This is a genomic window from Streptomyces sp. NPDC042364 (assembly GCF_056437585.1).
Genome location: NZ_JBWKAJ010000016.1, coordinates 58,441 through 71,258, shown reverse-complemented (window position 1 = coordinate 71,258; position 12,818 = coordinate 58,441). Strand labels below are relative to the sequence as shown.

At 66.1% G+C, this 12,818-nt stretch carries 12 protein-coding genes; 5 read left to right on the top strand and 7 right to left on the bottom strand.

Annotation, left to right across the window (positions count from 1 at the left end):
- Nucleotides 1-5: 5 nt before the first annotated feature.
- The 5 genes from AC067N_RS27750 to AC067N_RS27730 all read right to left on the bottom strand — a co-directional run bounded on the left by AC067N_RS27750 (nt 6) and on the right by AC067N_RS27730 (nt 4,061).
- Nucleotides 6-452 (bottom strand): winged helix-turn-helix domain-containing protein, encoded by a 447-nt coding sequence (locus AC067N_RS27750; RefSeq protein ID WP_478681605.1) that lies wholly within the window; start codon nt 450-452, stop codon nt 6-8.
- A 176-nt stretch (nt 453-628) separates the two neighbouring features.
- Nucleotides 629-1,030 carry a PIN domain-containing protein gene (locus AC067N_RS27745; protein WP_478681604.1) on the bottom strand — a complete coding sequence of 134 codons (402 nt, stop codon included), beginning with the start codon at nt 1,028-1,030 and terminating at the stop codon, nt 629-631.
- Complete coding sequence (locus tag AC067N_RS27740) at nt 1,027-1,926, bottom strand: hypothetical protein (RefSeq protein ID WP_478681603.1); 900 nt, start codon at nt 1,924-1,926, stop codon at nt 1,027-1,029. The genes AC067N_RS27745 and AC067N_RS27740 overlap by 4 nt, the downstream gene beginning before the upstream one ends.
- A 468-nt stretch (nt 1,927-2,394) precedes the next feature.
- Nucleotides 2,395-3,408, bottom strand: coding sequence for an HNH endonuclease (locus tag AC067N_RS27735; RefSeq protein WP_478681602.1), 1,014 nt, complete (start codon nt 3,406-3,408; stop codon nt 2,395-2,397).
- Nucleotides 3,405-4,061, bottom strand: coding sequence for a class I SAM-dependent methyltransferase (locus AC067N_RS27730; protein WP_478681601.1), 657 nt, complete (start codon nt 4,059-4,061; stop codon nt 3,405-3,407). Before AC067N_RS27730 ends, AC067N_RS27735 begins: the two co-directional genes overlap by 4 nt.
- 336 nt (nt 4,062-4,397) lie before the next feature.
- Between AC067N_RS27730 and AC067N_RS27725 the strand changes: the two genes are divergently transcribed.
- The 5 genes from AC067N_RS27725 (at nt 4,398) to AC067N_RS27705 (ending at nt 9,204) form a co-directional block, all read left to right on the top strand.
- Nucleotides 4,398-4,754, top strand: coding sequence for a hypothetical protein (locus AC067N_RS27725; RefSeq protein WP_478681600.1), 357 nt, complete (start codon nt 4,398-4,400; stop codon nt 4,752-4,754).
- Between the two features lie 252 nt (nt 4,755-5,006).
- Nucleotides 5,007-6,347, top strand: a complete 1,341-nt coding sequence (locus AC067N_RS27720; RefSeq protein WP_478681599.1) for an SRA domain-containing endonuclease — start codon at nt 5,007-5,009, stop codon at nt 6,345-6,347.
- 1,425 nt (nt 6,348-7,772) lie between these two features.
- Nucleotides 7,773-8,036: a CopG family transcriptional regulator gene (locus AC067N_RS27715; RefSeq protein WP_478681598.1), complete on the top strand. Its 264-nt coding sequence runs from the start codon at nt 7,773-7,775 to the stop codon at nt 8,034-8,036.
- Nucleotides 8,033-8,446, top strand: a complete 414-nt coding sequence (locus tag AC067N_RS27710; RefSeq protein WP_478681597.1) for a DNA-binding protein — start codon at nt 8,033-8,035, stop codon at nt 8,444-8,446. The genes AC067N_RS27715 and AC067N_RS27710 overlap by 4 nt, the downstream gene beginning before the upstream one ends.
- A gap of 260 nt (nt 8,447-8,706) precedes the next feature.
- Complete coding sequence (locus tag AC067N_RS27705) at nt 8,707-9,204, top strand: 3'-5' exonuclease (protein WP_478681596.1); 498 nt, start codon at nt 8,707-8,709, stop codon at nt 9,202-9,204.
- Between the two features lie 413 nt (nt 9,205-9,617).
- Here the strand turns inward: AC067N_RS27705 and AC067N_RS27700 are convergent, their stop codons facing one another.
- Nucleotides 9,618-10,040: a hypothetical protein gene (locus tag AC067N_RS27700; protein WP_478681595.1), complete on the bottom strand. Its 423-nt coding sequence runs from the start codon at nt 10,038-10,040 to the stop codon at nt 9,618-9,620.
- Between the two features lie 567 nt (nt 10,041-10,607).
- Nucleotides 10,608-12,287: an SWIM zinc finger family protein gene (locus AC067N_RS27695; RefSeq protein ID WP_478681594.1), complete on the bottom strand. Its 1,680-nt coding sequence runs from the start codon at nt 12,285-12,287 to the stop codon at nt 10,608-10,610.
- Nucleotides 12,288-12,818 lie beyond the last annotated feature (531 nt).

Sequence of the window (12,818 nt, the reverse complement as noted above, 5' to 3'; positions counted from 1 at the left end):
CAAGACTACGGCCGGGCGGTGGGAGCCGGGAGAACGCGCACCGTACGCCCCTTGCCGTGGACAGTGGCCAACAGACCGTGCCCCTCCATCTGTGCCAGGACGCGGCGTACGGCAGTGCGGGAGGCGCCGAAGCGGTTGCAGAGCTGGGACTCGGACGGGTACGGGTCGCCCACCGACAGCGATTCCTCGGCGATCAGGTCAGACATCCGTTCCGCGAGGGAACGGCGATCGCCGTCCCGCACGATGCGCCACCCGATTCCGGGAGCAGACTCCAGGACGCCCTCAGCTTCGAGAACCTTGAGGGCTCGCCGGACCGTGTTTCGGCCGACACCGTGCTCACGCATCAGGTCAGACTCCGACGGCAGTACCTCGGCGTGCTCGTCTGCCTCGATCCGCTCCCGTAGCTTCGCTGAGATGACCAGGTAGGTTCCGCGCGGACTGGCCTCCGACACTCTGACTCCTCTCGCTTCCTCCACTGCCCGCTGCCAAGAGTGCCACGAGGTACGCAGGGCAGCGCCGGGCCGATGGTGTCCCACCTGTCCGACTGTCCCAGCAGTGAGGGTGACCTGCGAAAACAGGTAGGACAGCGAGAATCCGAGCTGTCCCACCTGCCGTCCGGCCCCCGCTTCTACGTGATTAAGGAGAGTCCGGGAAAGCCTGAGAAATGACGATGATTCCCTGTAAGGAGAGGCGCATTGTAGTAGATCGCCGTTGCAGCAATCCAAAGATCATTAGCCTGGTGAGGCTGCCCAAGAGGATGCCCCAACCCTTGAGCCTGACTTTTCAACTTGCCCCACAGCCGTGCCATATCTACGTCATACGGCGCAACGAGATAACGCCTAATGGCCTCTTCAAGAGCGCTTACTCGCCGATCTCCCCACCCGGCCTTTGCCGCGCCATAGTAGAGTTCCGCCACCGAAGTGAAGGAAAGAGTGGGGACAACGCCCGTGAGGTGGCCCTTGTAGCGATCAACGTCAATTCCGGCAAAAAGATTTGAAAATACGTCCGTATCGACTACGACATAATTCACTGGCCATCACCACGAACAGAGGAGATAGCAGCCAAGAAGTCGTCAAGGCCGTCGATGTCACCTCCGGACAGTTCGTCAACAGAGGCGAGCGGTGCAACATGCTGCTCCGCAGCCAGATCATTCAAGGATCGAGACGATGAGGAGCTAACTGGACTGATGTCCGAGATTCGCAGGACCCGGATAGTGGATCCATCAGGCTGCATCTCGGCGACCCCATGCGCCATGACCAGTTGATCCATGCAATCAAGGACCCTGTCTCGGATCTCAGCGCCAAAACCGCACTGGATACTACCGGCGTAGGTATCAATGCGGCACAGGAGAGAGGCAGGCGAGAAATCGCCCATCTGCAAACGGCCCACAACAGTCGCCTCACTCTCAACCAGTGAGAGAGAAACTTCACGTAGCGCCTTCCTCAGTCCGCTATTGAACTCAAATTCTGGCGCACTCGTCGAGGTCACGCGAATCCGCGTGATCCCTCGCGCTCCAAGGCCACCCGTAAGCGAGCGCAGCCCATTGACTACTTGCGGCGTGAAGGAATCAGGAAGCGACCGCCCTTGCTCAAGAGCCCTCACTCCACTGGCCAGGCTCTCAAATGATTCCTCTAGCAGATCGTCACCACCCCAGGCCTGTTGCCCGGTTCGAGCAACTTGAAGGATGGCAGATCCTTTTTCGAAACCGACAAAATCCAAGCGGACAGCGTCAACAATTTCACGCGGACGGCGTCCTGCCTTTATCTGGTTTCCGCTCAAGGCCAGCGCAAGCCGTTCCAATGTGGCTTGCATTTCACTCGCGATGCGCGCCAACTCAGCTAGAGGGATCCGGCCACCATCAGTAGATGGACCCAATGCGTAAAGCGTTGCCCGGAATCCTTCTTCCCCCAACTCCGATGAGGTCATCGGCTCACCTCCTCCACCCCAGTGATGCAGCACTCCCGTGCAGTGACTGTACCCGGGCGCGATCCACTTCACTACGCTTTCGCGGGGCGGTGCCCCGCATCCAGCGCACGTTGTCGCTAGCTGAGGTGTCCCGACTGTCCGGCTGTCCGGTTAGAGCTCTGACCTGCGCAAACAAGTTCGGGCAACGAGATTCGCCAGTGTCCCACCTGTCCGACCTAAGTACAGGGCTGCAACATCCCGGGGGCAGCCCCTCACGTCGTCGTCTCCCGTCGGGCCTCAGCAACCGGAGGCGACCTCCCGCCCCTGTCCCCGCGTTCGTGTGAGGGGCGGGCGGGTGAGCGAGACGAGATCACGCGCCGAACGCGGCTCCCTTGCAGATCATGAGCACAACCGCGCATGCCATGAGCATGCTCTCCAGAGCCATCTGCGTCAGTCACAACGCGCTCAGGGTGCTAGTGGCGTTCCGCTTCAGACTGCCGTCTGCACCGCTTCCAGGAACTCTGTCCACAGGGGCGCGTTCCGGCCGGGCAGGACGCCCTTGAGGCTGAGTTGCAGGGTGCGACGCAGAGGGTGGGGGGACTGCATGATTGCCTCGTTCCGGGCTGCTAGACGGGTGAGTTCCACCTGGGTGGGCAGCCGATCGCTCTTGGCCCCATTGCAAGCAGCATGCGCCGGAGCGAGGTTCCAGATGGCATCAAGATCCGGGCCGTTCCAAGAGCCGACGCTACCGAAGCGGTGCATCAGGCAGAACGGAAACACGTGATCGACAGCTACGGCATCGCTCGCGCTCAGGACGTTGTCGCAGATCAGGCAGCGGCCATGTTGGAAACCAACCGTGGCCTCAATGATGCCGGTCACCGAGCGGCGGCGGCGTTTGTCAGTGATCTTAAGCGTGTCCCAGTCGACCGTGACGCCCTCCTCTACCAGGCTGCGACCGACGCCGGCAGCGAAGGAGCTCTCCACGATGCTCCAACGCGCGCCCAACTCCGCAGCCAAGACTGGTGCCTGCTCCGACTGTGCCAAGCGGAGCAAGTCTGAGGTCAGCCGCACCACGCGCTGCCGCCCCGTCCCAGTCAACTCATAGAAGGTATGGGGCACCGCAGTGTCACCGCGCAGGTTGTGGAACTTCTGCATCACCATTGTCGGCATTGAGCGCACCGCGGACGCCAGCAGCCGCTCAGTGGGATTGTCAGCGGCCAGCGTCGCAGCACTCTCCTGCTCGGCCACGGCTAGGAAATCATTCTCGCCCAACTCCACGGCTTGTGGCGCCTGTGGGTCCCGGGCCAGGTGGCGCACCATGCCCAAGCTGTAAGAGGCGGCGAACTCGGCAAGCGGAACATCGTCTCGCCCGTGCCTCCCGAACTCCAACAACGCCTGGCCAAGAGCGAACTTATAGGTGCGCGAGTTGGCGCCCATCAGAACTGCCAGCCTCCACGACGCGCGCGGCGAAGCATCCTGGGCGTAGAACTCCCGCCCGCTCACTCTCTCCCCTTACGCAGGGCGACCGTCTGCCACCACACCTCGGCACGGCCGAGCCGGTCCGTGCCCTCCTCTATGAGTCGCACCAACCGCAGCCCCGCTCGTTCCCCATCCCGCACGACCTCCTCGGCGGGCACGTCGAACATCACGCGGTCCGTCGGCGGAGCTCCGCGTCGTAGCGAAATGACCAGCAGTCCTGACGGAGCCAGCAGCGCGGCAAGGCGCTCCATCGCTTGTCCACGCACCGGCGGGGGCAGGTGCATCCACACCGCCGACAACAGCGCCAGCTCAAAAGACCCTGGCAGCCGGGACAGCTCAGGCAACGATTCCTCCACCCAACAGACGTTTTCGCTCGGGTTCAGGCTGCGCGCGACCTCCCGTAGCTCGCGCACCGGCTCTGCCGCCACCACCTGGTAGCCGCGCTGCGCCAGTGCCGCGGCGTCCCGCCCAGTGCCAGCCCCAACATCCAGCACTTTCGCTGGAGCTGGCGGCAGCAGATCCACCACCCCGCCATGAACTTCCTCGAAGGTGACGCTGCCGTACCGCTGCCCAAGGGTTCCGGCGTTTTGTGCGTAGTAAGGCTGGACACCCGCAGCGGGCTGGCCAACCGCCGGCGACTCGCCGGGGTGAGTGAAGTTCTCGCCTGTAGCGACCATGACCTCAAGCTACGGGAACGCTCTGACAACGGCCGGCGTGCGAGGGCCAAAGGGAAAGCCAGCTCAGGACCGCGAACACCATGGTCCGATGTGTCCGGCTGTCCGGTTAAAGCCCTGACCTGCACAAATGGACCGGACACCGTCATCGGCCCAGTGTCCGGGTGTCCGGTCTGGAAGGCTGCAACACGCAGAACACGGTGTTGCAGCCTTCATGCGCGCAGCACTCAGCGGGGCGCCCAGCGCCAATATCTCCTAGGCACTGTGGATCTTCCGTGAACACGCCACCTCGTTCGCCTGCATCTCCAAGAACAAGCGATCAGCCGGCATGCTTGAGCAGTGACCACCCCTGCGAGAAAGACCCATGAAGAGCCTGTGGCCCCGGTGCTGCTCTTCGCCGCTGACGGCCATATGGATGTCATTCATGACCTGGCGGTAACCGACGAGCTCATAGACGCGCCCGACGAAATCCATAAAGCCTTCGACGGCTTGGGCCGCCCCCTGCAAACAGTTGGCCCGGCCGGCAAGGTTTCGTTCCGTCTGACATCCGACCAGCCAGAGGAAGCCAAGCTTCGAGCACGCGTTGAACGCTACTACTCGGTCTACGCCAGCCGACATCCGACCGGGATCCCGCCTCAGGAGACAGATCTCGCCGCGTTCGTGCGCGCAGTAGCCAACGACGAAGTCGTCGAGTAACAGCAGCAAGGCCACTCCCTGTGCCCCAATCAGAGACGGGGCGAGCTCTTGACGGCCGCAGCGGCCCCAGGACCTGCTTTGGCAGGTCCACAGAGCTGCCTGACGCGCTGGAAGGCTATGGAGCCACGCTCACTCGCGGCGGCGCCGCGCGAAGCTGTTGTAACCAGGACCCACTGTCAGACCCTTCGCGTAGCCTCCGTCCAGTGCCGAGAGACGGCACCTCGATATGCAACCGCCGCGGGGGTGACGTTCGTGACTGCTTGGCTCCTTACCTGCAACCCTGACGTCTTTAATCTGGAAGCATTCCGACGTGACGGCAGGCCGTTGGAGGCCTGGAGTGTGGCTCGCTACCGGTCGGAGCTCTCAGATGGCGACAGCTTCGTCATGTGGCTAACTGGTCCCCGAGGAGGGTTGATCGGACGCGGCCACCTGACCGGCGAGCCGTTCTTCAGCGAGGGCGCCAGCAACGGCGACTACTGGCAGCAAGACCCTGGACCTCGCTGGTACGTCCCGTTGAAAGTCGACGACTGGCTCGACACCCCAGTTGCTCGCAGCCAGTTCACAGAGGATGAACGCTTCACGGGCACCACGACTCTGCGGACTCTCTTCGCAGCCAATCCGCACCGCCTCACCGACGCTCAGTGGGATGCCTTCGACGAGGCGTTCGTGAAGGCCTCCTCTGCCCTACCCGAGGAAGAAGAGTGGCATCTCCGGCCTGGAGACATGATCCGTCGGGTGGAGCTACATGACCGGTACGGCGGGAGCCGGCAGGGCGGTATCTGCAAGTCCGCTCGCACCGACAACGTGCTCATCTTCACCGACCCCAAAACAGGGCATCAGCACGGCTACTTCGACGAGTGGGCGGAGGATGGTTCGTTCCACTACACCGGCGACGGCCAAGAGGGGCCCCAGACCTTCGACAGCTTGGGCAACAGGTCGATCCGTGACCACCTTCAACTGGGCCTCAAGCTAAGGCTCTTTGAGGGATCTCGTGGAATCGTGCGCTACGTGGGCGAGTTTGCCGTTGACCCAGCTTCGCCTTATTCCTACGCGCAGGCTCCTGAAACAGGCGGTGGACCGCTTCGCCAGGTCATTCGGTTCCACCTCGTGCCCGTGGGCTCAACCGAACAGCCGCCCACAGTCCCCATCGGCTGCGGCTATCGCCCCGTCGATGAATCCGTGCAACCTGCGCCAGCACAGCCAGGCACTCCAGACGCAGGGCTGACCGAGCGGAACCTCCAAGCGCACCGAAGGCTTCAAAACGAGTTGGCGACGGCTGCCGCAGCTCGTGGTCTGGAGGTCCTGTCACCACGTGCCACCGATCCTGACTTTGACCTTGCTTGGCGCAGCTCTGAGGAGAACCTCACCGTCTGCGAGGTTAAGTCGCTTACGGAGGCAAATGAAACTCGGCAACTCCGTGCTGGCGTCGGGCAGTTGCTCGACTATCACGACAGGCTTCAGGGGCGAGCCACGAAAGTTCAAGCCGTCCTCTGGGTCGAGCATGAGCCGAGCGAGGCACGGTGGATCGACCTGTGTCAGCGAGTAGGCATCACTCTGGCGTGGCCCGGCAAAGAAGACGACGTCCTCGCCTAGGTGCCGTCACCCCGTCGGCGCCCAGCAAGGTCACGTTTGCGAGTGAGCGGCGAGTGAGACCCGAGCCCTGACCTGCTTCACGCCCCAGAAGCCGCAGGTCAGGCGCGTTTCCAGGCATGCCATGCGCATGCTCTCCGGAGCCGTGTGCGCAGGTTCGAATCCTGCCGGGGGCACTCCGGATCGAGGCGCTGAACAGCGGAGACGCGGTTCAGCGCCTTGCTTGTGCATGCCAAAACATACGCGGCCCACCTTGCTGTCACTTCCCTCATGGAAATCGCCCTGACCTGGCCTTTTACCACGTCAGACCCGCGAGCTCCCGTATGTTCGATCCCGCGAAACGCAGGCTTCGCGGGACATGAGCTCCACACGGAACGCCCGCTTGAGGGACAGAAGTACTCCTACCTCCAGGTTCACCGATCGACCGCAGGCCGTTGCATTTGATGGGGTCGTACCCGAGCACGGCGGAAGCGTCCCCTCCTCCGCTCCTACCTGCTTGGCCGTCAGGTGCTGCCCGGCTGACGCCCGACACCTACGGCAGGGACCTTGAGGTGGGAAAGCTGACCGGCCCTCAACTGTATTCGTCCCCCAGCGCCGCGTTGCGCCTGTTCCCGACGGTCTGGCGCCCGCCGGTACCCGCGACACAGGAGACCGCGTAGAGCTGGTTCCTGGCGCCTGCACGGGGTTGATGACCACCCCGGGTCCCTCCTTGACGGTCTCTCGGTGATCCGCCAGCTCTCGTTGGACAGGGGTCAGCCGGGAGCTTGCCTTGCTCGATCGCCTACCGCACCGCGTTCACGATCGTCATGCGCTTGCTCCGCTGTGTCACGGCGGCCGCAACCGTGCCTTCCCGTTGCATCCGGAGGGCCGGCAACACACTCCGCATCACGACTGGGTGCAGAAGGTCACCCAACGGACTTGAAGTCCGGGCGCCCCAGTCCGGGGTCGGCCGGGTGTCCGCGAGCTCCGTGCGCACATCATGCCGAGGCATGACGAACGCCCTGTACTTAACGGCCGCTGCAACAGTTCGTCATTCGGACGCCCTCGTGCCCCTCGGGGCATGGCCCCTCGTGATCACACACAGGACCTCATTCGAAGGCGTACCAGCTGATGGAAGCCGGACCGTACCCTCTCACCAGTCGGCCAGGGGCATCAGCGGCGGGTTTCACTGAACGGCTCTGACCAACGAGGACCCAAGCTCGTCGGCCGGCGCCCTGATGTTCGCCCCGTCTCCCGCAGCCCGTCCTCGGCAGGGCTGCGCTGCAATCACCGTTCGGGGCCCACGCCTCCTCCTGGGGGCACCCCGTGCCCGACCTGTCGCACTCCGCATGGCCTTCACCGCCTCTCAAGGTCAACACATCGCCTGCAGCAGCAAGGCCGGAGAGGCAGAGCGCGTCATAGGGGAGCATAAGAGGTAGGATTGGTGGCATGAGTGAGCCTACCGGCAAGTACTCGATCACCATGCCGCGCGACATCGCCGAAGCCGCCAAGGCCCGCAGCGGCCCCTCCGGTCTGTCCGCCTATGTGGCCGCGGCCGTCGCCCGCCAGATCGAACGGGACAACCTCAACGAGCTGATCCAGGTGGCCGAGGCCGAGCACGGACCCATCACAGAAGAAGAGGTCCAGTCCCTGCGGGACCAGCTCCACCGGGCGCGCGAGCAGCAGACGCAGGGCGGGGCGAACGCGGCGTGACCCGTACACCCGCCGTCCCCGGCGGCACCCTGGTCCTCGACAGCGAAGGGCTGGCCAAGGCCGTCCTGCGCGACCGCACGGTGACCGGCTGGCTCGCCCTGGCCCGCGCCGACGACCTGCGCGTGATCACTTCGGCGGCCACCCTCGTGGAAGTAGTCCATCCCCGGATCAACCGCCCGGCGCTGGAGTGGACCCTTTCCCGCCTCGTCGTCGAACCGGTCACCGAGTCGATCGCCCGGCGCGCCGCCACTCTCCTCACCGACGCCGGCCTCCACGGCCACAAGTACGCCATCGACGCCATGCTCAGCGCCACCGCCCTCACCGCGCCCGGCCCCGTCACCGTCCTCACCTCCGATCCTGAGGACGTCACCGCGCTGTGCGGCGGGCGTGTCACAGTGATCAAGGTCTGACGGCGTACGGGGAACGCCCGAGTCCGGAGCGGGGCGCGTCAGGCAGAGGTGGCCGGGCCGGTCGTTCGTCGCCGAGCGTGCTCTCGCGCTCATGGCCTTGGTCGTCGAGCAGCGGTCTTCTTCGCCGCCCTCCGCGCAGGTACAGCCGCGGTCCCGGGGTCCGTCGGCTCGGCGTCCAGGACCTGGGAGGCGAGCGTGAGCCAGGCTCGGGCGTCCGCGCCGTCGAGGTCGTCGGTCCAGCCCCCGACTGGCAGACCGAGATGCGGGCGATCGCCGCGCTTCTCAGGGAACGCCACGACCGTTACGGAACGCCCTACGCGGCGATGGCAGTCGGTGTCCCGTCGCGTGACGCGGTCACGCAGTTGGCCGTCACCCTGGCCGATGAGCAGTACGGCATCCGCGCCTGCGAGATCGGCAGGGACATCCCGTCAGGGGTTGACGCCGTGCGCATCGGCACGCTGCACGGCTTCAAGGGGCTGGAGTTCCAACGGGTTCTTCTCGCCGGGGTGAGTGAGGGTCTCGTTCCGCATCAGCGAATCGAGGCTTACCGGCACGACCAGACGGAACGCTACCGGCAGGAGGAGCAGCGCTCCCGCTCGCTGCTCTTCGTGGCGGCCACGCGGGCCCGCGACGAGCTGTTGATCACGTGGAGCGGGAAGGCCAGCCGATTTCTCCCGGACCATGCCATCAGGGGCGCCGGCCACGCTGCAGAACTGCTTGCAGACGGCGGACCGCCGTCAGGAACCGCGGTGGCGTAGTCGGACAAGCCGCTCGCGTCGCCCTGCCGACTGCGTGTCGGAAGCCCTCGAACTCCTTTGATCCGGTCTGAGCCGACTGCCGCATCCACCTCCAGGCTGGAGTCGCCACACAGGGCATTTTGGATATTTCGACACCACGGGACATGCGCGGGACGACACCCGACACAGCATCAGTCAACTCACTGACCTGCAGAAACATCCAGGAAACTCCCGGCCTCCGGAGTCGTGTGCGCAGGTTCGAATCCTGCCGGGGGCACCTTGCATGAGGTGCCCAAAGACCCCGTCACCAGCGGAAACGTTTTCGTGTATGTGAGTCGTGTGCCGCTCGGAGCGGCTGTATGTCGGGGTCTATGGATGAGGCGTGGACGGGATCTTGGAGCATCGCCCCAGGTGGGCGTGGTTGCGGTTTCGCCCTAGTCGGCGGTGACTCCCCAATAGCCGACTTGCGCAGGCCTACCGTCGCGGTAGAGCACTGTGCAGTTCCCCTGGGCGCGGCCCGGGAAGTCCAACCGCTCGGAATCGAGAGCGGCATCCCACTCCTCGTAGGTGGGCCGGCCATGCGGAGCCCACGCACGCACCTCACCCTCGGTCAAGGGTCGCATGAACGGGCCGTCGTCGGTGTCCGCGGCCTCGATCATGAGAGGGAAGTCCAGCACGGTGCCCGTGCCTCCGGTGAAGATGTACTCCTGCCACTCCGGGTCACGCCACAGTTCCTCGACGGACCGTCCTTCGAAGCCGTGGTTGTCCCGCGCCAGCTCGTCAGCCTGGGCCTGTCGGAACGCAGCCACCAGATCACGCTGATACGGGCCCGTGTGGCTCCATCCGTTGCCGCCCATCGGCGTCACCTCTCCATTCGAACTGCTTGTTCAAGAGCGGAGCGTAAGAGACGGCACTGACAGGCCACCCCGACGATGGTCAAACCCTGGAGGCCACCCACAGCTCCAGCCTCGCCTGGCCGAGGCGAAAGTCCGCACCGGCCGGGTGGCACACGCCGGTCGGGACGAGGGCCACACACGGCCTTCCGCCACGCATCCCGCCGAATCCGCGGATTCGTTCAGCGAGGTGCCGACCACGGTCTCGACCGTCCTGCTGCTTCTCGGTGAACCGGCTCCGGAGGGGCCGCAAAGGAGATTGTCCGTGCGGCGCTGCGTCCGACGAGTCCCCGAAGCCCCGACGTCTCCTTGCGCGACGCCCGCTGTAACGCGGTCGTGGCAGTGGTCCGGTCCCGGCGGCGCGCGGCCCAAACCTGATGGTCGAGCAGGGCTGCGCGACGATGATCGGGGGCAGGACTGGTCGAATAGGCCGAATAGGCAGGACCTGGTGGAGCAGGACAGCCCGGGCGGCTGACGGTTCCCACGGTGACCACTCCACCGGCCAGGTGAGCATCCGAGGCGCCGTCCGGCTCACAGACCGTGGTCGTCCATCAGGCGCATCAGGTTCCGCTTGCGTTTCTGGGCGGTGCGCAGAGTCGCGACGTACACGCCGAACTCGTCCTCCGTGCCCAGGCGGCGGTGGCAGTCGCGGACGCTCAGCAGCAGGTCGACGAGCTGCTCGTAGACAGCGTTGCCGGTCTGCTTCAGTAGTGGTTCGGTCAGGCGCAGGTAGACACCGAGCGCGTCGGCGGGGCGGTCGGCGCGGGCCTGGTCGGCGAGGGCGAGCCACTGCCGGTCGTCGGCACCCGCGTCGGTGGCAGCCTGCCAGGCGGCGTCGGTGTCCTTGTCGTCGAGCAGGACGTCGACCAGGACGGGGCCGCCGTACCAGCCCCCTGGCCGGGGTCCCGCGGCGTCGGCGCGGAGCAGGGCCAGGGCCGCCTCACGTTCGGTCGGCCAGCACTCGGCGGCGCGGGCGGCGGCCCGCAGCTGCTGGTAGGTGAGCAGGGAGAGGCGGGCGCCGAAGTGGTCGCGGCGCAGGGCGACCGCGTCGGCGTGCCGGGCCGTCTGCGCGTAGCGCTCGCAGAGGTGGTCGACGAGGGCGGTGTCGATGGTGGCGAGGTCCTCGGCCTCCCGGATACCTCGTTCCGCCCAGCTCAGCGCCTCGTCGGGGCGCCCCGCGGTGTCCAGCTCGCGGGCGATGACCAGGTGCGTGTGTCCGTTCGGCGCCAGGTCGGCCGCGTGTACGGCGATCACCGTGTCGACGTCGTCTCCCGCCTTGGCCAGACGCTCCATCAGGTATTTCTCGGCCCAGCCGCGACGGTTGCCCCGCCATGCCTCGACCGCCAGCTTCCGCAGGACGCTCATTCCCTCTTGGCCGAGGATGTCCTCGTAGTCGAGCGGATCGATGTCGGTGAGTCCGTCGTCCAGGTCTCCGAGCGCATGGCCGACCAGCCAGTGCGCGAGCTCCTCGGGGTCGGGGCGAGCCGCACGGCAGGCAGTGATGTGGGCGTCGGCGAGGTCGGCGCCGATCTGTCCGAGCCAGCCGTCGGAGTCGTCGACGCTCTCCGCCGCCCCGGCCAGCAGCCGCATCGCCTCCCGCGCCAGGGTGATCGCGTCGACCGCCCGGCCCGAGCCGGTGAGCGCGCCGATGGCGGACACCGCCTGCCCCGCCTGGTCGGCGTAGGCGCGGGCATCGGCGTACTCGACGTATCCGTACTGCGCGAAGGGACCGATGTCGAGCAGGTCGCGGATGCGGGCCCGGACCGCGGCGAGGTCTCCGCGGGCGCTCGCGGCCCGCAGTTCCAGACGGCGCCGCAGCTGCCTGTTCTCGTCGATCTCTTCCCGCAGCAGAGCGAACAACTCCGACTGGGAGAGGGCGGACAGCCACGCGTCGAGGTCCTGTGCCCGGTCCCGGGCCGCCTTCCGCTGGCGCGGCAGGCTCTCCCGCTGGGCGAGCACGGTCAGGCCGAGGGCGACCAGGTGCTTGCAGAAGTTGCCCTCCATGCCGTACGGGCAGTCGCACCGGCCGGACAGCCCGCCGGGCGCGTCCAGGGCCAGCTCCACCTCGTACCGTTCCGTGCCGTGGACGCTTGCGGTGACCCAGCCGTCACCGACCTCGACCCCGGACACGGCGTCGAGATAGCCGCGCCCGCGGTCGAAGGAACGGGAGCCGGCCAGCGTCTTGAGGTTCGCCTCGGTGAGGCCGCGCATGATTCTCTTCCGCCCTGCTGTGGCTGTGCACTTGATGCGTCGCCAGCCTAGGGGCTGCCAGGGGAGCGGGCCCACGACTTCGGAGGGTCTGACCTACAGCCCGTGGAGTGCCAGGGCTGGTCGGCCGGCCACGAGCCACAGCCAGGCGCGTAGTGGGCGGGGCCGGGCTTGGCTGACGAGAAAGTAATAGTTGCGGAGTCCAACGGGTCGGCGCCGGACCGGGCCCCTTCGGTCGAAGCAGCCACGGCGCAGTGGCGCGTGGCCGACTCAAGGCAACGGCATCAGAATTCCCCGGCGCTGCAGTTCCCGGATGTGTTCGGCGGCTCTCTGCGGAGCGGTGCCGCCGGTGACGAGCACCCCGGCTTCCAGGTTCCTGCGTACTCCGGACTCGGTGAGGTTCGCGCTGCCCCCCAGCGGGACGCGGCGGTCGGCGACAGGCAGTTCGGCGTGCTGACGGGCACGCTCGTGCTCGCGTGCCTCGGGAGCCCAGTGCCACAGTCGCGGACCGGGCACCGCGGTGAAGGCGGCAGC